Raw genomic sequence first — 21,995 nt, 5'->3', positions numbered from 1 at the left:
ATTTTTATCAAAAAATACAGAAAAATGCCGTAAATATTTCTGCTTTTTAATGAATATAACGAATATTTATCAAGATTTTTTGTATTTTTGATGCTGAGAAACCTGAATTTTAGTGTTGAGTTTTCTGAGAGCTTGCGGTAAGTTTTAACTCAGTTACCGGTTGAATCCCTAGTTCACTGGTACGAGCGGGAAACCGCAAATGGCAAATTTTTCTTCGCATACCCTAGTGCGAAGGAGAAGAAGAAAGGAAAATATTATGTTGAATAAGAAGGCTATCGCCGCACTCGCTGCTGGCGCCACCCTCGTTTCCGGCTTGGCTTTCGCCGCCCCAGCAATGGCAGAAGAACCAGGTGCTGGTGTACAGAACCCTCCTGCAGAGAATAAGCCTGCTGCTCAGGATGAGAAGGATGATAATTGGCTCTATAAGACTGAGGATTCTCAAGCTCTTGCTGATCGTTTGAATAAGGAGAAGGCTGATAAGGAAGCTAAGGCTAAGGCTGAGGATGAGAAAGATAAGTCTGAGCATACTCCATTTGGCAATATGGACACGGATTACAAGAAGTGTGTGAAGCTTTACGGTGAAGATTCTCTCGAGTGCAAAGCTGTCGCTGACTACCTCAAGCGTCATGGTCAGAAGGTTGATGACAAGGCTAACGACAAGAAGTCTGACAAGAAGTCTGATAAGAAGGCTGCTCCATTGGCTAAGACCGGTGCTGCTGTAGCTTTGGCTGCTGTTGCTGCTTCTGTGCTTGCTGGCATGGGTGCTGCTCTTCGCAAGATCCGTCACTAAGCTGAAATCTGATTCAGTGATGAATCATTTGGGCTTTAGCTTATTGGTTGATTGTTGAGTCGGTTTTTCTGTGAATTACTTAGTCTAGTGTGCTGAAAGGTGCGCTAGACTAAGTTTTTTTATGACAATTTTGTGCTCTGTACGCTCGTGTTCACGTCTTCGTCCTCTTTTTACGCAACTGTAAAGTTTCTGTCGTTATTTGCTGGTTTCGCGGCTTTTTCTTTACGCTGCTGTAAAGTTTCTGCCGCCTGACACCATCGTTTAAGCGCGTAACTCTCGTCGTCACGAGCGTGCTGTAAAATAGCAAAGTTGTGTGCGGTTTTGGTGCTTATCATCAAACATATCGCGCATATTTTGCAAACACACTCCTGCTGTGGAAGGTCCACAGCCGATAGTCCGAAGGAGGTGGGTGATGTCTGCACATAAGTATGAACTGATGTTCATTGCAAATCCTGAGCTGGATGAGCACGGTCTTAAGAAGTTGACCGAGCAGTATCTTGAGCTTGTCACCAACGAGGGCGGTTCCGTTGACGGCACCGATTACTGGGGTCGCCGCAAGTTTGCCTACGAAATTGAAGGCAAAACCGAAGGTAACTACGTTGTGGTGAACTACACTGCCGAGCCATCTGTAAGTGACGAACTTGACCGTGTTTTGAACCTTAATGAATCTGTAATCCGCACGAAGATTCTTCGCAAGGACGCTAAGTAAAAACTAGCAAAACTAAGTAAGCTCTAGTGAATTAAATAAAAACTAGTTAAGCTAAATAAATACGTAAACAACCGCGCATAAGTTGCGCACAAAATTGCCAGTAATCACTGATATGTGATTACGAGTAAAGCGAGAAAGAAAAGGCACGATATGGCAGGTGAAACAATTATTACCGTCGTGGGAAATCTCACTTCGGATCCTGAATTAAGGGCACTTTCCAACGGTGCTTCTGTTGCGAGCTTTACCATTGCATCCACACCTAGAACGTTTAATCGTAATACGAATCAGTTCGAGGATGGGCCTGCATTATTTATGCGTTGCTCAGCGTGGAGAGACTTGGCAGAACATTGTGCAAACAGCCTTTCTAAAGGCACGCGCGTGATTGCTCAAGGCAGGTTGTCGCAGCGTTCGTATCAAGCGCAAGACGGCTCGAATCGCACAGTTGTTGAACTTACGGTTGACGAAATTGGTCCATCTTTGCGTTATGCAACTGCGCAAGTTAACCGCCAAAGCTCTTCAACAGGTTTTGCTGGTGGCTCGCGCGCATCAAATGCTGCTGGTGCAGGTTATGCTGGCGGAGCAAATTATGCTGCTAGCCAGGCTGCTTCTCAGCATGCTGCAAGTTCTTCAGCGGCTGATCCGTGGAGTGCTGCTGCGCCAACAAACGATAGTTTTTCAACTTTCGGCGCCAATTCTGATTTTGGTGGCGATTCTGAAGAACCTGAGTTCTAGCGTTTTAGTTGAGCTATAGATAGCGTATTTATTTGTTTATTTACGCGCTTACTTAATCCTTATAAATACATCATCAGTTATATGTTATGCGAACAAAAAGCATAACGGATTTGAGAGAGGACATCTTATGTCACGCAAAAGGCCGCAACCACCGGTCAAGCCTTTCAAAAAGAAGCCAAATCCTTTGAAGGCTGCCAAGATTACTGAAATTGATTATAAAGACGTTGCTTTGCTGCGCAAGTTTGTTTCTGACCGCGGCAAGATTCGTTCCCGTCGTATCACCGGCGTAACCGTGCAGGAACAGCGCAAGATCGCGAAGGCAGTGAAGAATGCTCGCGAAATGGCTTTGCTTCCTTACGCCACTACCGGTCGCTGATTGAGAGGATAGGAATATGGCTGAAACCAAGGTTATTCTTACCAAGACTGTTGCCAACCTCGGTCACTCTGGTGACGTTGTTGAAGTTAAGGCTGGCTATGCTCGCAACTACCTGATTCCTCAGGGTCTTGCTTTTGCATGGAACAAGGGTGCTGCTTCCCAGATTGAAGCAATGCGTCGCGCTCGTCTTGCCAAGGCTGTTGCCACTCGTGAAGAGGCAGTTGCCGCTAAGGCTCAGATTGAAGGCACCGTTGTGGAGCTTTCTGCTAAGGTTTCCGAATCCGGCAAGCTTTTCGGTGGCGTTTCTGCTGAGAAGATTGCTGCCGCTTTGGCTTCCAAGGCTCAAGTTGAGGCTCGCGCAATTAAGGTTGCTACTATTAAGACCACTGGTGAGTTCCCAGCAACAGTAACGTTGCATCCGGAAATCACCGCTTCCTTCACTGTTAAGGTTGTGGCTGAGTAAGTAGCTTTGTGAATTTTACAAAACATGTTGCAGCGAGCAGATTCTTGCTTTTAGTGGTTTTTTCTTTTAGTGGTTTTCTGCTTGTAATACATGTGGATTGAACTTAAGCATTAGCTCTGCGTTTGTGTTGCATTGAGTTTTCTCATTGCGATGCTGCGCAGAGTTTTTTTATGCTGCAATATTTTGAAAATGTGAATGTGTTGTAAGTGTCACGTGCATAACGTAGTTTTTTAAGTTTTACTCGACTAAATTAGAACAGTTGGAAAATTGCGAAATTATAAAGGAGATGCAAACTGTGCTGAAAGGCAAATATGAACTGGCTGACGAGTTTAGTATGAACGCAAAAGCGCAAGATGCCAGCATATCTGCTATTCGCAATGACGAAGAGTATGCTTGTAAAAATTCCGTAAGCGCAAATCTTGAAAACGAAAATCTTGCAAGCGTACCTTCCGTAAGCGCAAATCTTGAAAACGCAATAAAATACAGCAATCACAAAGGATACGGCGAAACTTGCGCGAAGGTTATTCTTTTTGGCGAACATTCCGTGGTTTATGGTCATTCTGCAATAGCTTTGCCGCTTAAAAACTTGCGTATGCGCGCTGTCGTAACTAATTGCAATGAATCTTTAGTACCTGTATCGTGTAAATCTTTATCTTCTGCTTCGTGTGAATCTTTAGCATCTGCATCATGCGAATCTTTAGCATCTACGACGAATCTCGATTCACATATAACTCTTTCGTGCCTTGACTTTACTGGCAAACTTTCCGAAATTCCTACGCGCTTTAATAGCATACGAACAGCAATTCGCGCGTCGCTGGAGTTTGCAGGGTGGAGCGGTGAGAATTTGCACATTTTTACCGAGTCTGATTTTCCAGCAGAACGAGGTCTTGGCTCGTCTGCGGCGGCTGCTGGTGCTATAATTCGTGCGATTCTTGACTATTATGGCGTTTCAGCTAGCGATGATGAGATTTTTAAGTTGACGCAGACTGCTGAGTGCGTGGCTCACGGACGTTCTTCAGGCTTGGATGCCACTGCAACCGCTGCTTCCTGGCCTGTGCGTTTTAGTCGTGGCTGTTTTGATCGCATGGAAATTAACATGCGTGCGTGGCTTGTTTTGGCGGATTCTGGATGCAAAGGAATGACTCGCGAAACAGTTGAAGCTTTGCGTTCTCGTTTAGAATCGAATCCTGTTGAAGTTGGAGCGCAGCTCAATAAATTGGGGGAGATTGCGGCTGTTGCAGAAGATGATTTGGCGTTTGGTCGTATTGAAAATATGGGTAAGCAAATGACTTTCGCACACCGTATTTTGGCGGATTTGGGCGTAAGTACTGCGAAACTTGACACTTTGGTAGATGCTGCTTGCAAACATGGCGCGTTGGGTGCAAAACTTACTGGCGGAGGTGGTGGAGGATGTGTCATTGCGCTGGCTGATAGTGAGGATGCTGCTAAGCGAGTGAGTGAAGCTTTTAAAAATGCAGGAGCTTGCGATACTTGGATTGTGAATATAGGTGATTCTGCAATAAATTGAATCTTATTTTTACTTGAAATGTAGCATAAACTTTACAGTTATTTAAAGAAAAGAAGCTTGTGCGCACTGTTTTGCTAAAACATTGACTAGCACATTAACAAACGAGAATTACGTATCTGCCGCAAAAGGAACAGTATGCAAAATGTTGAAATTCAGCCAAAAATAACGTTTGACGCTAGTCTTTCACCCAACTCAGCTTTTGCTAAAGCAAACGCGAATATTGCGCTGATTAAGTATTGGGGTAAGCGCGATGAAAAGCTGATTTTGCCTTATACTTCCTCGCTTTCGCTCACCCTTTCTGATTTGTTTACAACTACAAGCGTAAGTTTTGCGAATAATCTTGAACAAGATACTTTTACTTTAGATAATGAAAAGATTTCGCCGTCTGCAAAAACTTTTCGTCGCGTAGTCGCTATGCTCGATTTGGTGCGTGAAATTGCAGGAATTTCAACGAAAGCAAGCGTTATTTCGCATAATATTGTGCCAACTGCTGCCGGTCTTGCATCGAGCGCGTCTGGTTTTGCAGCTCTTGCGTCTGCTGCCTCGTACGCTGCTGGATTAAACCTAACTCCACGAGAACTTTCTAGACTTGCAAGACGTGGTTCTGGTTCAGCTTGTCGTTCGATTTTTGGAGGACTTTCAATTTGGCATGCAGGCTGCGACGACGAAACGTCTTACGCAGAGCCTATTGAAAACGCACAAGTTACGCTTAAAAATTTAAACCTTGCTATGATTGTTGTTACTTTGGACGATAGTAAAAAGCCGATTTCTAGCCGAGAAGCGATGCGCAGAACGGTTGAAACTTCGCCAACGTATATGCAATGGGTTGAGCAGTCGAAAGACGATCTTGAAATTGCTAAAAACGCAATTAAGCAAGCAGATATTGAGCAATTGGGTGAGGTTGTTGAACGCAATGCTTTTGGAATGCACGAAACTATGCATAATGCTGTTCCGTCGGTGAATTATTTAACTAGCAGCACGCATATTGTGCTTGAAGCGGTTAAAAATATGCGAAAAGATGGTTGGCTGGTGTGGTCTACGATGGATGCTGGTCCAAATGTGAAGGTGCTTACTTCTGGAGATGATGCTTATCGTGCGATGTGTCAGTTGCGCTCGCGAGTTGAGGATGGTTTACGTAATTCTAGCGTTTTTTGTAATACAGAATATTGCGAGCCGAAATTTGCGATTGCGCTGCCAGGTGACGCTGTGACGGTGAGTACGAGTTTAAAATAGGCGGATAATATGACTCAAGTGCGCTCTAGTGCCCCAGGAAAGCTTTATATTGCTGGCGAGTATGCTGTTGTTGACGGCTGTGCTGCAATTGTTGCTGCTGTTAATCGTTATGTAACAGTTAGCATAAGTGATGAAACCTTAAACGAAGAGTTACGCGAAAATTTGCAGAAAAATGCGCCTAGCAACAGAAATTATTGTGGTGTAATTACCTCAGATGGTGAAAAATATGAACCGCTTCTTTGGGCGCGTACATCCGACGGAAGTATTGAAATACAAAACGACGGAAAATATGCTTATGTGCTCGCTGCAATGTGCGTAGTCGACGCTTATGCTAGTGAGAAATGTGCGCCAAATATTAACCGCAAAAGTTACAATGTGCATATTTCTAGCGAACTTGATGATGCAAAAACTGGTAGAAAATACGGTCTTGGATCTTCTGCTGCAGTAACTGTTGCAGTTATTCGCGCGTTGTGCAAATGGTATGGTTTGAATCTTTCGACTCCAGAAATTTGCAAGCTAGCGTTGATTGCGTCGTCGAGTGTTAAAAAATCCGGAAGCGGTGGAGATGTTGCTGCCAGCTCTTATGGCGGTTGGATTATGTATCGCGCGTATAACCGAGAGTGGCTTGAAGCTGAGCTGACGCTAGTAAAATCCGGATGCTCTGATTTCGGTGAGTTGTTGTACAAAAAGTGGCCACGACTGGAAGTTAAGCGTTTAAATGTAGATAAGTCGCTAAAACTTTTAGTCGGGTGGACTGGTTCTCCTGCGTCTAGCGCAAAGCTAGTAAGTAGCGTAGAAAGTAGCGTTAAAACTAGTGCTGAAGGTAGTACGGAAAGTAGCGTCGAAACTAGTGCTTTTGACAATAAAAATCAACTTTTTACTTACGAAGATTTTTGCAAACAAAGTGAGATTTGCGTGCAAAAACTTGCGCGCGCAATTGAAAAGTTTGAAATAAGCGAAATTTCTAGCGGTTTTGCTCAAAATCGTGCGTTGTTACAAAAATTAAGTGCTCTTACTGGAACTGTTATCGAAACGCATGAACTTACAAAATTTATTGAAATTGCGACTTGTGCCGGTATTCCTGCAAAAACTAGCGGCGCAGGCGGGGGAGATTGTGCAATTGCGCTGTCGACAATTTATGACAATAATGTAATTGAAACTATGAAATCTACTTGGGAAGCCAATGGAATAAAGCCATTGAATATTGATGTTACGGAAATTTTTGGAACTGGTAAGCCTTCTGAAAATATTGTATTAGACACGTTTGCTAAGAGTTGCGAACCTAATGCACAATCTGCTCAATCTTGCACAATACAAAACCGCAAAGACGCGCATATTGCGCTTGCGGACAAGCAGTATAAAACTCGTGCAGATTCAGATTTTGACAAAGTGCGTTTTGTGCCGAATGCTTTGCCGCAAGTTGCGCTTGAAGAAATTGACGCTAGCGTGAACGTGCTAGGAAGCGAAGTATGTGATTCTGTGCATTGGTGCTCGCCGATATATATTAACGCAATGACCGGCGGAAGTGATGCTGCTAAAAAAGTGAATGCAAGTCTTGCTAGAGTTGCTGCAAAAAATTCTGTTGCTATGGCGAGTGGATCTTTGAGTGCTGCTCTTCGAGACGAAACTTTACTCAGCACTTTCAGTGTCATAAGAAGCGAAAATCCACATGGATTTGTGATGGCAAATGTTAGCGCTGGAACTAGTGTGTCTGATGCATTGCGTGCTGTAAACATGATTCATGCGAATGCGTTACAAGTGCATTTAAATGCTGCACAAGAGTTGGTTATGCAAGAAGGCGATCGCGATTTTCGAAATTGGTTGTGCAATATTGAGTCTATTGTCAGTGCGTGCGAAGCACTAAGCGTGCCTGTGATTGTGAAGGAAACTGGATGCGGAATTTCTGCTAAAGATGTTCATCGTCTTAAAGATGTTGGAGTGCGCACTGTAGATGTTTCTGGTCGTGGCGGAACTAATTTTGTAACAATAGAGAATGCTCGCAGGAACTTAGGCGACTGTGATTATTTGGCTGATTGGGGTCTTACTACTGTTGAGTCGCTGGTTGACATACGCAAGTGTGATTCGTTAAAAAATATGGAAGTTTTCGCAAGTGGAGGAGTTCGCACGCCTTTGGATGTTGTGCGTGCGTTGGCTTTGGGTGCTTCTGCAGTTGGTGTCGCTGGCGAGTTTTTGCATACGCTTATGCATGAAGGTGAGGATGCGCTTTCTTTGCAAATTGATAACTGGAAGAAGCAAATTAGGGTGATTATGGCTCTTCTTGGATGCAAGACAGTCAAGGATTTACAAGAAAAGACTGAGTTTGTGCGCGCGGATTGTCTTGGTAAGTGATATACTTGTGTAGTTGTGCGTTCAAGCGTGCTTATTTGTTTATGCAATGTGCGTAAGTAATTTGCGTAAGTAGTTCGTGTGTTTGAATGACGCAAGACTTGCAAGTCAAAGAAAATAGGAGTCCAATTATGGCAGCTCGTTGCGCAGTATGTGGCAAGGGACCTCAGACTGGTTTCACTGTTTCACATTCGCATATCCGCAATAAGCGCACCTTCCGCCCGAACCTTCAGCCGGTTCGCACCACCATTGATGGCGAGAACGTTCGCCTTCGTGTGTGCGTGAAATGCATTAAGGCTGGCAAGGTTCAGCGCGTTGAGGCGTGATTCGCGCATTGTATTGCGTTTAAATTGTAAGGCCCTGAGTGTTGCTCGGGGCTTTTTTGTATTTGCGTATTTTTTCGTGCGCACGTTATATTCCTGATTGCGAATGATTTATAATCGAAATATGCTAAATACGCCCACGAACTCAGCCAAAATGCATACTTCGCTTTGTGCAATAATCAGCAATAAGCGACGCGTTTCTGCATTAAAATCTTTGGGCATAGTCACAGTCGAAGACGCATTGACTTACTACCCGTTTAGAGTCACAAGTCCATTGAGAATTGCGAACTTAAAAGATATAAAAATTGGCGAAGAAGTGGCTTTCTATGCGCAAGTTCAGTCAATTAACGTTGTGCCTATGAACGCTCGTCGCGGTTTTAGAATCGAAATTAACGTTTTGCAAGATATGCAAGCGGTAGCTCAACTTATTTATTTTTCTAAAAATCGTCAATACGCTCAGTGGCTTTCCGCAAAGATGCATGTTGGTGAAATGGTTGTTGTTGGCGGTACGTCTAGCGCTTTTAATGGTAAATTGCAATTTACGCATCCTCAAATTCTTACTGTATCTGCTGTAGAAGAAAGCGATAGCTTGCATCAATCTCGCGATACTGTAAGAAGTGTGGAAGATGGTTTGGCGCGTATGAGCGCGCCTATGCCCGTGTATCATGCAAATTCTAGGATTTCCAGCGAGCATATTCACGAAACTATACTTTCTATACTTTCTGCACTTTCTAAAGATTCTGAAGATTCCGCAGCTTCTAAAAATTCCGCAGCTTGCACTAGTGAATTCCTGCAAATCCCAGATATTACGCCTGAATCAGTGCTAAAAAAACGTAACCTCATGACTAGAGCGTCAGCAATATACTCAATTCATAATCCGCAATCAGTTGACGAATTTTATAAAGCTGTTGACTCGTTGCGCTATGAAGAAGCTTTTATTTCCCAAGTAGCTGTATTGCGATCTCGTGAAGATTCTAAAGATAATCAAGCAAAATCTTGTAATAATTCTCTTATAAGAAATGAATTTGTGGAAAGTTTGCCGTTTGAGCTTACTGCAGGTCAAAAAGATGTAATTGATGAGATTGTACGTGACATGCGTGAGCACCATCCGATGCGTCGCTTGCTTCAAGGTGAAGTTGGTTCCGGAAAAACAGTTGTTGCGCTCGCTGCAATGCTCGAGGCAGTTGGATCAGGCTATCAGGCTGTGCTTGTGGCTCCTACTCAAGTTCTGGCGTCTCAACATGCCGAAAATTTGCGCCAAATGATTGCGCGCGCGAATCTAAAAGTGCCTGTAATCGTCGTAACTGGAGGCATGAGACTTGCGGATCGCAGACGTGCGCTAGCGAGTGTGGCAAGTGGAGAGCCTTCGCTTATTGTTGCAACTCATGCAGCGTTCTCGTCGACTTTTAAGCCGACTAATTTAGCTTTGGTAATTATTGACGAGCAACATCGTTTTGGTGTTGAGCAGCGCGATGTTTTGTTGCGCAAAATGAGCGTAGATTCGCATAATAGTGCTGAAAAGTCTTTTACACCGCATCTTTTAGTAATGACTGCAACGCCTATTCCGCGCTCTGCTGCTATGACGTGGTTCGGTGATTTGGATGCTTCGTATTTAACTGAACTGCCTGGAGGTAGAAAACCTATTCGCACTTTTGTTGTGCAAGAATCGGATGCGAATACTATGGCGAGAATGTTTGCGCATATTCGTGCTCGCATTGATGCAGGTGAGCGTGCGTATGTTGTTTGCGCGCATATTGATGATGATTTTAATGAGGATTCTGGTAGGGATTCTGGTAGTGCTTCTGTTAGTAATTTTGGTAGGGATTTTGATAGCGATGAATCTGAAGGTTTTGAAGATGTTTCGCAATCTGTGCAATCTAATCAATCTGAAGAAAATAACGCAGATTCTTTGCGCAAACTTCATACAGTTAACGGCATTTTGAAGCGGCTTTCAGCTTTGCCGCAATTTAAAGGCGTTACTTTTGCTAAGCTTACTGGTCGCGACGATGATGCTACGAAACGCGAAACGATGGAACGTTTTGCGCGCGGAGATGTGCAAGTTCTCGTAGCTACAACGGTTATTGAGGTCGGTGTTGATGTGCCTCAAGCGAGTTGCATTGTGATTTTTGACGCGGATCGTTTTGGTCTTGCGCAATTGCATCAGTTGCGTGGACGTGTTGGGCGTGGTGGCACGAATTCTTGGGCATTTTTGGTTGCGCAAACTGAGGATGGAAGTCTTGCTCAAGAACGTTTGCAAGTTGTTGAAAATTCGCTAGATGGTGCCGTAATTGCTAAGAAAGATTTGGAATTGCGCAATGTTGGCGATGTTCTTGGCGATAAGCAGTCGGGTGGTCGCTCGAGTTTGAAGATTTTGCGAGTTGTTAAGGATGCAAAGATTATCGCTATGGCTCGTGAAGATGCGTTGGAGACTTTGCAAAAAGACACTCATCTTGTTTCGTTGCCGTATCTTGCAGGTGCAGTGCTTGATTTTACGAGAGGTGGAAGTGCGCAAATCGTAAGCAATTAAAATTCTAAAGTTCTGAATTTGCGCGCAAAATATCTTATAAAGATTACAATATTGTATGAATAAATTATCCTATAAAAAAAGTATAAAGAAAAAATTATTGCATATTTATGCACTTAATTTAGTAAAAAATACGGTAAGAAACTATTTTTAATTGATAATTAATATCAACTTTTGTTGGATATAATATAAAAAAACAACAAAATTACATAAATTTACGTGCATATTATGAGAATTGTGAATATCCTAGATAGTAGGCATCATTTGTAATCACAATAGAGATGAGGCGACAATGACCGAACGCGAACAACAAATCTTGACTTGGATTCAACAAAACCCGATGATTAGCCAACAGGAACTTGCAAATCTCGCAGGAATTACTCGTTCAGGTGTGGCTGCTCATATTTCCAATTTAATTCGCAAAGGATATTTACGAGGTAAGGGATATATTGTTACTCCTCCAAGTTATGTGACTGTTGTTGGCGGAATTAGCATGGATGTTCTTGGCATTGCTTGCGGAGATTTGATGGATTACACGTCTAATGCTTCCCGTGTGCGCTATATGCTAGGCGGTGTTGGAAGGAATATTGCAGTCGCGTTGGAACGTCTTAATATTCGCACAAGCATGGTTTCTGTCTACGGTGGCGATCACAACGGAGAGCTTTTCCGCATTGATGCTGCTGCAAACGGCTTAGATATTGGTTATGCGAAGCAACTTCCTGAGTCGATGACTGCTTCGTATATGTATGTTGGTGACGCTTCTGGTCAGCGTTTGCTTGCTTTAGACGATATGAGTATTTACGACCATATGACTCCTGATTTTTTGCGTGAGCGCATGTCCATTATTGAAAATGCTGATATTTTGGTGTTGGATACTAATATTCCGCAAAAGTCAATTGAGTGGCTATGTGACCGTTATCGCCGTCCTATTGTTGTTCGTGCAATTACGGATGCAAAAGCTCCTCGAGTGCTTTCTAGATTGTCTCGTATTGACACTCTTATTTTAGATACTGCTGAATCGCAGGCTTTAACTGGCGTTAATGCTGTTGACGAGCGTTCTGCAATTCGCTGTGCGAATGTGCTTCTCAAGCGTGGAGTAAAACGTGTATTTGTAAATGCCGGTCGCGCAGGAGTTGCTTATGGTGTTGCAGATGAGGGAGTGTCGTTCTATCCTGTCCCAGTTAAGCGCGTCCAGAGAATGATGCTAACTCGCGGAAATAGCAATGTTGGTGTTGAAGCAGTCGGCAACGACAACGGCTCTAGCGATGCTGCTACTGCGGCGCTTATTTACGCGCGATATAACGAATTTGATTCTTCAAAAACTGGCAGATTTGCGGTTGCTGCTGCAGCTTTGAATACTGAATCTATGCAGCCTGTACATGAGTTGTTTAATCCAGAACTTATTTCTCAACGCATGACGAATATTCATGAGCGCATTTAATTAGTGCTTTTTGCGCTGATTTTATTTCTTTTATTTAATTTACGAATTAATCTTGTAAATTTTTCTTGCATACAATAGTAGGTCTGCTATACTTGTTATTAGTCATTTGTTTAGTTATATAAACAAATGTTAGGTAATTAGTGTTGTATGATGCAATGGAGCGTATGTGCAGCGAAATGCGTAGTGGCGTACGAGCATGGATCATAGAGCAATTTACGCATAAATTAACAGCAGTTAGTAGCAAACGTGATAGCAAAAATAACTGAAAACTATTTACGTAAGTTATTAACAAGAAGTTAGTTATCTACGAAGGAGTAATGATGACTTCAATCATCCTAGATTGCGATCCTGGCCATGATGACGCCATGGCTATTCTGTTGGCACTTGGTAACCCAAATATTGAGTTGCTCGGCGTAACTACAGTTGGCGGCAACCAAAGTCTCGAAAAAGTCACGTATAATGCGCGTGCAACTCTCGAAATGGCTCGTGCAACTCACATTCCAGTTCACGCAGGCTGCGACCGACCAATGGTCCGCCCTCTGGAAGTTGCGGCTTCCGTGCACGGCGAAAGTGGCTTAGACGGCGTAACGCTTCCAGAACCAACGCGACCATTGGACGAAGGCCACGCTGTAAATTGGATTATTGATACGATTATGAGCAACGAACCTGGCACGATTACGCTTGTACCAACTGGTCCGCTCACCAATATTGCTATGGCAGTGCGCCTTGAGCCACGAATCGTGAGACGTGTGAAGGAAGTTGTGCTCATGGGCGGCGGATATCACGTTGGTAATTGGAGCGCGGTTGCTGAGTTTAATATTAAGGTTGATCCAGAATCTGCGCATGTTGTGTTTAATGAGGATTGGCCTATTACTATGGTCGGCCTTGATTTGACGCATCAGGCACTTTGCACTCCTGAAGTGCAAGCAAAGATTAATGCTATTGGCACGCCTCTTTCTGCGTTTGCTAGCGGTTTGATGGACTTCTTCCGTAAAGCGTATAAGGATAATCAAGACTTTATTGATCCGCCAGTTCATGATCCTTGCACGATTGCTTATTTGATTGACCACAGTGTGGTGGCTACTCGTCGCTGCCCTGTAGACGTTGAAATTAAGGGCGAATTAACAGTTGGTATGACCGTTGCAGATTTGCGCGGACCAGAACCATCCGCAGAAGAATGCCATACGCAAGTTGCAACCAAACTTGATTTCGATAAATTCTGGGATTTGATTATTGACGCGCTGAAGCGTATCGGCTGATTTGTACTAGAATTATTCACGATATTTTGCGCAACAATACTGCAAATTTACCGAAAGAAAATAAAGCGGTAAAGTTGCGCAAAAATAAAATTTATACGAAATTTGATATGAGGCTATTATGACTGAAGTTTCATCTCCAACGCCTTCCATGCTAGACAAGGGTGGGCGATCAATTGTTGCGCTAATGACGGCGCTACTCGTTGCTATTTTTGCTTTCCAGCTCAACGCTTCAATGCTTTCTCCAGCATTAGCAACAATGACAAAAGAGCTTCACGCAACCGATACGCAAATCGGCTTAACTCAAACAGTGTTCTTTACTGCTGCTGCTTTATTCTCACTGTTTTTGCCGCGTTTATCTGATTTAGTCGGTCGTAAGAAGGTGCTTATTGGCATTTTGATTTCAACGATTGCGGGCTGCGTAGTGTCTGCGCTTGCTCCAGATGTGAATATTTTGATGCTTGGACGTATTTTGCAGGGTGCTTCTGGTCCTGTAGTGCCGATGTGCTTGATTATGCTTCGCGTGCGCGTAACTGAAGAAAAGCGTTACGCAAAGCTAATGGCAATTTTGACATCTGTAAACGGTGGTATTGCTGGCGTTGATGCGTTGCTTGGCGGTTGGCTTGCTGGAAAGTTTGGTTTCCGTTCGGTGTTCTGGACTATGGCAGGTATTGCTGTAGCGGCAGTGATTATGGTGATTGTTGCTGCTGAAGAATCTTATGCGGAGGAAACTTCAAAGATGGATTGGTTGGGCGTTGTGACGCTTGGTATTGCGTTCCTTGCAGCATATCTTGCTATTAATGAAATTGATAAGCTTGCAAATGCTAACTTGACTATGGTTGCAGGCCTTGTGGTAGTGGCTGTAATCTTCTTCGCGATTTTCTGGAGAATTGAAGGAAAGATTGCTGCTCCTTTGGTTTCGACGCATTACATGAAGCAGCGTCGCACGTGGGGCTTGCTTTCTTGCACGCTGCTTACCATGACTGGCGTTTTTGCTTTGATGAATGGTGTAGTGCCGCAGCTTGCTCAGGATGCTAAGTTTGGTGCTGGCTTGGGTGCTGACGTGGTGAGCTTTGCAACGTTGACGCCTTACGCAATTATTGGCTTCTTGTTTGGGCCTGTGGCTGGTATGCTGGCTGCCAAGTTTGGTTACCGTTTGGTACTTCGTGCTGGCATTATTGTCAGTGTGATTGGCGTTGTGTTTGGTATGTATGTTGCTAATAATCCATCGGTGTGGTCTTTGGTTGCGCTTTCGCTGGCTTTGGGCGTAAGCTACGCAGGTGTTGCAAACATTATGCTTAACGGACTTGGTATTGTGCTTTCTCCAAAGGATAATCCAGGATACTTGCCAGGCATGAACGCTGGTGCTTTTAACTTGGGTGCTGGCTTAAGCTTCGCAATCCTGTACGCTGTGATGACGAATGTTGCAGGAACTAATGGTGCAACAGGCGGATACATGGCTTCGATGGTTGCGGGCATTGTGTTGCTTGCGCTTGCGTTTGCTTGCTCCTTCTTAATCCCGAATCCTGAAGAAGTAAATAAGTAAGATTGACGCGTGAGTTTGCGTAATCTTAAGTGAATAAAATTAAGCGGTAAAGCTAGGATTTCCTATGCTTTGCCGCTTTTTGCTTTCTGCGTGCGACACTCGCTTTACACAGCTGTAAAGCGAGTATCGAAACCGAAAACAAATGCCAGTAAATTCTCCAACAAATGTGTTTAAAACTCATAGACAATACTAAATAATCACAAAATCGCATTGAGTAACAATGACTGTCGGGAGGGGGAGGATAAGCTAGAAGAATGCACATTATTGCTGGACGTTTTAAATCTTTGCCGCTTACTTCAGCGCAGTCGTGTACAAGACCTACTACAGATCGCACGAAAGAAGCGATATTTTCTAGGCTCGATTCGTGGGATGTTATGCACAATGCTCGCGTTCTTGATTTATTCGCCGGCACAGGTGCGTTAGGAGTTGAGGCGCTATCTCGTGGCGCGCGTGAGCTTGTTTCTGTTGAAGCAAATTCGCAAGCGGCTGCGCTGATACTTCGTACGTCGAAAGCGTTGCAGAGTTCAAAGGTTTGGGATTCTGCGCTTTCTATGAGGGTTCTTCGAAAGCGCGCGGAGCAGTTCGTTGCGGATTATAGTGGGGAAGCGTTTGACTTGATTTTTATTGATCCGCCTTATGCTTACGAAACTGCGGATTGCGAAAGTTTATTGACTTCGATGATTGCGAGCGGAGTTGCGAGCGTTTCTGCGGATACGTTGATTGTGTTGGAGCGTAGCGCGCGAAGTGTTTTGCCAACTATGCCTGAGGGCTGGGAGCTGTTTGATACGCGTAATTACGGAGAAACTTCCGTGCTGTTCATTCAGCCTAAGCGCGATTGATCTGATTCGGCTTCGTTACAATCTGTTTTTGTACTCAGGATGTGGCGCGAGTTTCGGGGGATTTCTTTCCTCGCATGCGCGACGACCTGCTTTCACACAGCATTGCGCGCGTGAAAGCAACTCGGAGCGTGAGCTTGCTCAAGTTGAAAGCACGGTGTGCTTTCAACGCAAGCTCAGTAGCGAGCGCGCTTTGCGCGTGAGCGTTCCTTCGTCGCTCTATTCTTAAACTTTTTTAACGATAAGCTCGCGTTTTATTACGCTCGCTTATGAAACTCGCGTTGGAAGTCCACTGGACTTCCAACTTTAGCGAGTTTCCGCATTGAAGTGCCTCCGCGCGCTACGCTTTAAGCGCTCCGGCAAGTCAATGCGCCCAGTCCTCTTTTAGTGCTCGTAAAGAAATCCCCCAAACTTTGCGTGTTTAATCGTTAATAACCGTGTCTATCGCAGAGATTTTTCGATTTTTCTTCTTCGCTTGGCGAATCAGCAGCCTGCGGCTCTGACGTTCGCCGCGCTCAGTGCGAAAAATCTCAAATCTCTACCACACGAATATTAGTACATTGAAGTTAGCGTACTAAACAGGTGGTGGTGTTATGGTGGAGAGATTTTGTGTTGTGCGTGCGGCAGCAATAATGTTAGTGTTCTCTAATCAACAAGTAATTAACGCTAGCATAGCAATACTGTTGCCGGAGTATTTCCGGCTTTTGCTGCTAGCGCGAGTTTTTGCGCGGATGATCGCCAGAAACTTCCCATCTGAGCGACATAAGCGTTTTTCGATCCGCTTTATCTATCTTGTGGCAGTCCAATTTTTCAATCAAATCAGGTCGAATTTCGCTTGTGCGAGATATAGCTTCATCTCGACGAAAACGATCAACTTTGGCGTGATTTCCGGAAGTGAGTATTTCCGGAACGCTTATACCTCGCCAAGTAGTTGGACGCGTGTATTGATGGTGTTCCAAGAGTGCGTCCGATCCTGTGTACGACTCTTCAACAATCGACTCAGGATTTCCCATAAACCCAGGGATTAAGCGTGTAATTGCCTCAAGCATAACGCTTACTGCAACTTCTCCGCCATTTAGCACGTAATCGCCAATTGAATACTCGCGTACGTCAATTCCTTGCGCGCGGTAATATTCTGGAATCCTAGCGTCGTAGCCTTCGTATCTGCCGCATCCAAATACCAAATGATTTGCGTTGCTTAATTCCGTTGCGTCTTTTTGCGTAAATAGTGGGGCAGAAGGGTTCGGGAATATAAGAATTGGTTTAGTTGAGTCTATTTTATTAGTCACGATTTTTGCTTCTTCGCAACTATCGCACGTATCGCACGTATTTTTTACTTCAGATTTTGGCAAGCTAAGCAGCTCGTCTAAGCATTCCGCCCAAACCTCAGGCTTCATAACCATGCCAGCACCACCGCCAACCGGCGTGTCATCAACAGATTGATGCACATCGTGAGTCCATTTGCGTAAATTGTATGCGCGAATTTGCAATAAACCATTATTTTGCGCTTTGCCTAACAAACTTAGGTCTAGCATGCGAAAATATTCTGGGAATACGGAAATAATATCGATGTTCATCATAAGGCACTCTACTACGAAAACTGATAAAACTATGAAAACTACGAAAGCCCCGGAATTAGACCGCCCGGAGGATCAATAGTCAAATACCCGTTTGCAACGTCAACTTCCGGCACAAGTGCCTCAACAAATGGCACAAGCGCAGTCTTATTATCGTCGTCAATCGGATTATTCAAGCGGATTTTTAGCAAAGATTGCGCACCGTCGAGCACATCCACAACTTTTCCAATAGTGCAAGCCGGCAGCCCAAGCTGATTTTCTTCGCACAAGCGGGCTTGTAAACCGACCAAATCCTTAATATACCAAGCATTTTCAGCAGCAAGTTCTTGCGCATCTTCCGCATGCACATACAATTCAGTGCCATTAAGTGCTTCCGCATCGTTGCGATTTTGTGATTCTTTGAATAGTAAAATCCAACGATTTTTGAATGTTCTTGCGTTCTCAATAACGAACTCGCGCTCGCCGTCTGCAGTGCACAATACATTTCCTGGCTCAAAACGTTCATAAGGCTCATCTGTAAAAATTTGTACAGTAACTTCACCTTTTAAACCTTGGGCTTTACCGATACGACAAACCCTCAGCAGGTCATTATGACTTTGCTGAGGGTTGTCAAAAGATTGTTGGTCTAATGCCACGTTCATCTCACTTACGTACGTCCATAATGTCAACGCGCACATTGTGGTTGCTCAAAGCTTGCACAACAATGCGAATTGCATTAGCGGTACGACCGTTGCGTCCAATAACGCGACCAATATCTTCAGGATTCACGCGTACTCGAAGCAATTCGCCGCGAGCATTTTCGTGAGAACGTACCGACACGTCATCTGGAAAATCCACGATGTTCTTAATGAGATGTTCAACAGCTTGAGCCAGCATGATTACTCAGCCTTTTCCTCGGCTTCAGCAGCTTCCGCAGCTTCAGCTGGGGCTTCTTCGGCTTCGTTTGCAGCGGCTTCAGCTGCAGCCTGAGCCTTAGCAGCGGCTTCAGACTTAGCGGCCTTCAGCTTCTGAGCTTCAGCTTCAACAGCTTCAACGCGAGCCTGTGCGTCTGGACCAGCTTCAGAAGTCTTCAACGTGCCTTCGGCACCGTCGAGACCCTTGAACTTCTGCCAGTCACCAGTGATCTTCAAGAGTTTCAACACTGGTTCGGTTGGCTGTGCGCCAACGCCAAGCCAGTACTGTGCGCGCTCAGAATCAATCTGAATCATAGATGGCTGCTTGTTTGGATCGTAAACGCCGATCTCTTCGATGGACTGACCGTTGCGCTTGTTGCGTGAATCAGAAATGACTACACGGTAGAAGGCATAGAACTTCTTGCCCAATCGCTTAAGACGAATCTTGGTTGCCAAAATGGCTCTCCTTATAACTAGAGTCGTGGAATTTCGTTCGGGTGTGGGGCACTCCTTGCGAGCTTCCACATGTTCCTCACGTGGTCGGGAAGAGGGCGCCGATTCACGCGAATAACTTATCTATTATGCCTGCGCGCTTGGACGTTTTTATCTAGTGATTGTAGGTCGATTGCTGCGATGTATGCTAAGTGATCAGTGCCGTCGACAACTATATTCTTTTGCCATAGTGCGTTAGATTTACAGTTTTTTGCGCAAAATAGCACATGGTCAAGTGTAAGATTTGGCCACTTAAGCCATGTAGGCCATGTGCGTAGACGCTTTCCAAGCGAAAGCGCAACGTCTGTAAATCCGTATTTCAAAAGCGAGCGAAAGCTTGGGTGGTCGACTGTGGAATTAAGATCGCCAGTAACAATAGTAAGAGTTGCTAAATCGCAAGTTTTCGAAGTAGATTCGTCAGCGCATTCGTTAGTGCAATCGGCGAAAGAATCAGTAGTAGAATCAATAGTCGCAAGTGCGCGAATTCCATTACTCCAAGCAGCACACCCACGCATCGGTGACTTTGGATGTGCAGAAGCAAATTTCACCAAAACTTTTTCATTTGCACCAAAATCTAAGCAAGTTGTAACGCTTGGTACGCTTGCAGCTTCAATTTTTACGGAATTAGTGCAAGTAGAAATCGCGGAATATTGCGTAAAAATAGCGTTGAATCCGCCGTTATTATGCTCATTTTGCGCACCTACGCACGAAGTTGGAAAAATTTCGTATATTCTAAGTTTTTCAAGATTTTTTACTAAAGACTCGCGTAATTCTTGTAAAAGTAACGTATTTACGTGATATTTTTTCGTTATTTCTATTATTTCGGATGCACTCGCTTTTCCGTATCTGCAGTTAAGAGTCATCACGCGTATTTCTTGATGCCGTTCCTTGCAGCTTTTGCGCGACGATTTGCTTTCGTGCAACCTACGCAATCTTTCAAACCAGTACGGCGTATGCGACTTAAGCGAAATCAAAAATAGCGCAGCGTAAGCAACGCATAAATATCCGTAAGATTTCGCGTAAGATTGTGCTAAATTAAGCGATTTCGTTACTTTCTCTGCGCAGCATGTATACAGCAAAAAAGCGCCAAAATTACACAAAAACAGTGCTCCCACAACGTAAGTTGCAAGTGGAAGCAACGCAATAACATACGGAAGTGGGTTATATTTATCCGCACCTGCTGGCAGCCAACGCATCAGCTGCCACAAAAGAAGCGGCACAAATATGACCCACAAAAACGCCAATACTAAAATCATCGACCGAATAAGCCAGCTAATCCGCCGCCAAAGTTAGGTGGCAGTTGATTATCTTGATTTGCATCTTCGGAATTCATGAGTTCCTTAAGTCCTTCAGGAAGATTCTGAAGATTTGGTTGCTGTGGCTTTGCAAAAGCAGAACCTGCAACATCGTCGCTAGTAGATTCGCCAGAAAGACGCTCACGCAACGCGCGCTCTTCAGCTTCCCTGCGCATTGGATTTCCGGACTTTCCGACCTTCTTCTTGCCTTTCTTGTCTTTGCGCTTCGACTTACTGCCGGCTCCACCGAATCCAGGAATGCCGCCCATGCCAGGCATTCCAGCTCCACCGCTCATTCGCTTCATCATTTTTGCAGCCTGTTCGAAACGTTGCAAAAGTGCATTAACTTGCGAAACGCTCACACCTGATCCGGCAGCAATTCTCGCGCGGCGAGATCCGTCAATAATCTTTGTATTTCTACGCTCTTGAGGAGTCATAGAGCGAATAATCGCCTCAGTGCGGTCAATTTCCTTATCGTCAAACTGCTCAAGCTCTTGACGGTGGGCAGCCATTCCAGGCATCATACCCAAAAGCTTCTTCATTGAGCCAAGCTTACGAACTTGCTGAAGCTGCTCCAAAAAATCATCCAAACCAAAGCTGCCTTCAGCTATTTTTGCAGCAGCCTTGCGTGATTCTTCTTCGTCGAACTGCTTCTGTGCGTGCTCAATAAGCGTCAAAATATCGCCCATATCGAGTATGCGTGAAGCCATTCGATCAGGATGGAAGATTTCAAAATCCTTCAAACCTTCACCTGTAGAGGCAAACAAAATCGGTTTTCCAGTAACGCTTGCAACCGAAAGTGCAGCACCGCCTCGAGCGTCGCCATCAAGCTTAGAAAGCACAACGCCAGTAAAGTTCACGCCATCGTTAAAAGCTTGAGCAGTGCGAACAGCATCTTGACCAATCATTGCGTCAATAACAAACAGCACTTCTTGCGGTTGCACGGCATCGCGAATATTGCGTGCCTGCTTCATGAGCTCTTCGTCGACACCCAAACGACCTGCGGTATCAATAATCACAGTGTCATACATTTTTTCGCGCGCATAATTAATAGAATCGCGCGCAACCTTAACCGGGTCGCCTTTAGTGAACCATGGCAAAGAAATCGCACTTCCGCCTGTTTGTACGCCCTTTTCTGGAGCAAATACAGGAACTCCTGCGCGCTCGCCAACAACTTGCAGCTGCGTGACTGCATTAGGTCGTTGCAAATCTGCTGCTACAAGCAAAGGAGTATGGCCTGCATCCTTCAGCCAGTAGCCTAGCTTTCCAGCAAGCGTAGTTTTACCCGCACCTTGCAAACCTGCAAGCATAATTACAGTTGGAGGATACTTTGCAAAATTAAGCTGCCTATCTACACCTGCGCCCAATACTTGCGTAAGCTCGTCGTTTACAATTTTCACAACTTGCTGAGCTGGGTTTAAAGCGTGCGAAACTTCCTCACCAAGAGCGCGCTCGCGAATTCGAGCAGTGAATGAGCGGACTACTTCCAACGCAACGTCTGCGTCGAGAAGTGCGCGGCGAATCTCGCGAATTGTGCCGTCAATATCGGATTCTGATAGCTTGCCTTTGCTGCGCAAATGCTTAAAAGCATTGGAAAGGCGGTCTGTTAACGAACTAAATGCTGCCATAGTTTTC

21 protein-coding genes are annotated in these 21,995 nt (G+C 44.6%); 14 read left to right on the top strand and 7 right to left on the bottom strand.

What is annotated here, in order from left to right; translation table 11 throughout:
- The first annotated feature begins 256 nt into the window (after nucleotides 1-256).
- The gene (locus HXT40_RS06020) at nucleotides 257-790 is read left to right on the top strand and encodes a peptidase (RefSeq protein WP_421777229.1); all 534 of its coding nucleotides are present in this window, start codon (nucleotides 257-259) and stop codon (nucleotides 788-790) included.
- A 170-nt stretch (nucleotides 791-960) separates the two neighbouring features.
- Here HXT40_RS06020 and HXT40_RS06015 read toward each other — a convergent pair whose 3' ends face one another.
- On the bottom strand, nucleotides 961-1,125 hold the full coding sequence (locus HXT40_RS06015; RefSeq protein ID WP_155760793.1) for a hypothetical protein: 165 nt from the start codon (nucleotides 1,123-1,125) through the stop codon (nucleotides 961-963).
- Between the two features lie 77 nt (nucleotides 1,126-1,202).
- On the opposite strand from HXT40_RS06015, the gene rpsF reads away from it, so the two are divergent.
- The 13 genes from rpsF (at nucleotide 1,203) to rsmD (ending at nucleotide 16,106) form a co-directional block, all read left to right on the top strand.
- Nucleotides 1,203-1,499: a 30S ribosomal protein S6 gene (gene rpsF, locus HXT40_RS06010; protein ID WP_004574062.1), complete on the top strand. Its 297-nt coding sequence runs from the start codon at nucleotides 1,203-1,205 to the stop codon at nucleotides 1,497-1,499.
- Nucleotides 1,500-1,649: 150 nt separating this feature from the next.
- Complete coding sequence (locus HXT40_RS06005) at nucleotides 1,650-2,231, top strand: single-stranded DNA-binding protein (protein WP_119504582.1); 582 nt, start codon at nucleotides 1,650-1,652, stop codon at nucleotides 2,229-2,231.
- A gap of 127 nt (nucleotides 2,232-2,358) precedes the next feature.
- Nucleotides 2,359-2,607: a 30S ribosomal protein S18 gene (gene rpsR / locus HXT40_RS06000; protein ID WP_004105399.1), complete on the top strand. Its 249-nt coding sequence runs from the start codon at nucleotides 2,359-2,361 to the stop codon at nucleotides 2,605-2,607.
- A gap of 16 nt (nucleotides 2,608-2,623) precedes the next feature.
- Nucleotides 2,624-3,070 (top strand): 50S ribosomal protein L9, encoded by a 447-nt coding sequence (gene rplI, locus HXT40_RS05995; RefSeq protein WP_102703364.1) that lies wholly within the window; start codon nucleotides 2,624-2,626, stop codon nucleotides 3,068-3,070.
- 295 nt (nucleotides 3,071-3,365) lie between these two features.
- Entirely contained in the window at nucleotides 3,366-4,598 is a 1,233-nt protein-coding gene (gene mvk, locus HXT40_RS05990; protein WP_421777228.1) for a mevalonate kinase, read from the top strand.
- 135 nt (nucleotides 4,599-4,733) lie between these two features.
- On the top strand, nucleotides 4,734-5,831 hold the full coding sequence (gene mvaD, locus HXT40_RS05985; RefSeq protein WP_119522406.1) for a diphosphomevalonate decarboxylase: 1,098 nt from the start codon (nucleotides 4,734-4,736) through the stop codon (nucleotides 5,829-5,831).
- Between the two features lie 9 nt (nucleotides 5,832-5,840).
- Nucleotides 5,841-8,180, top strand: a complete 2,340-nt coding sequence (fni, locus tag HXT40_RS05980) for a type 2 isopentenyl-diphosphate Delta-isomerase (protein WP_421777227.1) — start codon at nucleotides 5,841-5,843, stop codon at nucleotides 8,178-8,180.
- A 128-nt stretch (nucleotides 8,181-8,308) separates the two neighbouring features.
- Nucleotides 8,309-8,503: a 50S ribosomal protein L28 gene (gene rpmB, locus HXT40_RS05975; RefSeq protein WP_012913853.1), complete on the top strand. Its 195-nt coding sequence runs from the start codon at nucleotides 8,309-8,311 to the stop codon at nucleotides 8,501-8,503.
- Nucleotides 8,504-8,606: 103 nt separating this feature from the next.
- Nucleotides 8,607-11,027 (top strand): ATP-dependent DNA helicase RecG, encoded by a 2,421-nt coding sequence (locus HXT40_RS05970; RefSeq protein ID WP_116440356.1) that lies wholly within the window; start codon nucleotides 8,607-8,609, stop codon nucleotides 11,025-11,027.
- A gap of 289 nt (nucleotides 11,028-11,316) precedes the next feature.
- Nucleotides 11,317-12,465 (top strand): PfkB family carbohydrate kinase, encoded by a 1,149-nt coding sequence (locus HXT40_RS05965; protein WP_033888575.1) that lies wholly within the window; start codon nucleotides 11,317-11,319, stop codon nucleotides 12,463-12,465.
- Nucleotides 12,466-12,785: 320 nt separating this feature from the next.
- Nucleotides 12,786-13,724 carry a nucleoside hydrolase gene (locus HXT40_RS05960; protein WP_033888576.1) on the top strand — a complete coding sequence of 313 codons (939 nt, stop codon included), beginning with the start codon at nucleotides 12,786-12,788 and terminating at the stop codon, nucleotides 13,722-13,724.
- Nucleotides 13,725-13,842: 118 nt separating this feature from the next.
- Nucleotides 13,843-15,267: an MFS transporter gene (locus tag HXT40_RS05955; RefSeq protein WP_004110247.1), complete on the top strand. Its 1,425-nt coding sequence runs from the start codon at nucleotides 13,843-13,845 to the stop codon at nucleotides 15,265-15,267.
- Between the two features lie 254 nt (nucleotides 15,268-15,521).
- Nucleotides 15,522-16,106 carry a 16S rRNA (guanine(966)-N(2))-methyltransferase RsmD gene (gene rsmD, locus HXT40_RS05950; RefSeq protein ID WP_012913858.1) on the top strand — a complete coding sequence of 195 codons (585 nt, stop codon included), beginning with the start codon at nucleotides 15,522-15,524 and terminating at the stop codon, nucleotides 16,104-16,106.
- A 707-nt stretch (nucleotides 16,107-16,813) separates the two neighbouring features.
- Here the strand turns inward: rsmD and trmD are convergent.
- From trmD to ffh, 6 genes are all read right to left on the bottom strand, one after another.
- Nucleotides 16,814-17,680: a tRNA (guanosine(37)-N1)-methyltransferase TrmD gene (trmD, locus tag HXT40_RS05945; RefSeq protein WP_180963736.1), complete on the bottom strand. Its 867-nt coding sequence runs from the start codon at nucleotides 17,678-17,680 to the stop codon at nucleotides 16,814-16,816.
- A gap of 41 nt (nucleotides 17,681-17,721) precedes the next feature.
- Nucleotides 17,722-18,321: a ribosome maturation factor RimM gene (gene rimM, locus HXT40_RS05940; protein ID WP_410310427.1), complete on the bottom strand. Its 600-nt coding sequence runs from the start codon at nucleotides 18,319-18,321 to the stop codon at nucleotides 17,722-17,724.
- Between the two features lies 1 nt (nucleotide 18,322).
- Nucleotides 18,323-18,556 (bottom strand): RNA-binding protein, encoded by a 234-nt coding sequence (locus tag HXT40_RS05935; protein ID WP_004105376.1) that lies wholly within the window; start codon nucleotides 18,554-18,556, stop codon nucleotides 18,323-18,325.
- Nucleotides 18,557-18,558: 2 nt separating this feature from the next.
- Nucleotides 18,559-19,029 (bottom strand): 30S ribosomal protein S16, encoded by a 471-nt coding sequence (rpsP, locus tag HXT40_RS05930; RefSeq protein ID WP_033888579.1) that lies wholly within the window; start codon nucleotides 19,027-19,029, stop codon nucleotides 18,559-18,561.
- Nucleotides 19,030-19,145: 116 nt separating this feature from the next.
- On the bottom strand, nucleotides 19,146-20,321 hold the full coding sequence (locus HXT40_RS05925) for an endonuclease/exonuclease/phosphatase family protein (protein WP_421777226.1): 1,176 nt from the start codon (nucleotides 20,319-20,321) through the stop codon (nucleotides 19,146-19,148).
- Nucleotides 20,318-21,988: a signal recognition particle protein gene (gene ffh / locus HXT40_RS05920; RefSeq protein WP_004110266.1), complete on the bottom strand. Its 1,671-nt coding sequence runs from the start codon at nucleotides 21,986-21,988 to the stop codon at nucleotides 20,318-20,320. Before ffh ends, HXT40_RS05925 begins: the two co-directional genes overlap by 4 nt.
- Between the last annotated feature and the right edge of the window lie 7 nt (nucleotides 21,989-21,995).

The sequence above is a fragment of the Gardnerella sp. DNF01180P genome, from assembly GCF_049244205.1.
In the GTDB taxonomy this organism is placed as follows: Bacteria; Actinomycetota; Actinomycetes; order Actinomycetales; family Bifidobacteriaceae; genus Bifidobacterium; species Bifidobacterium swidsinskii.
This window is presented reverse-complemented; position numbering and strand designations above follow the sequence as displayed.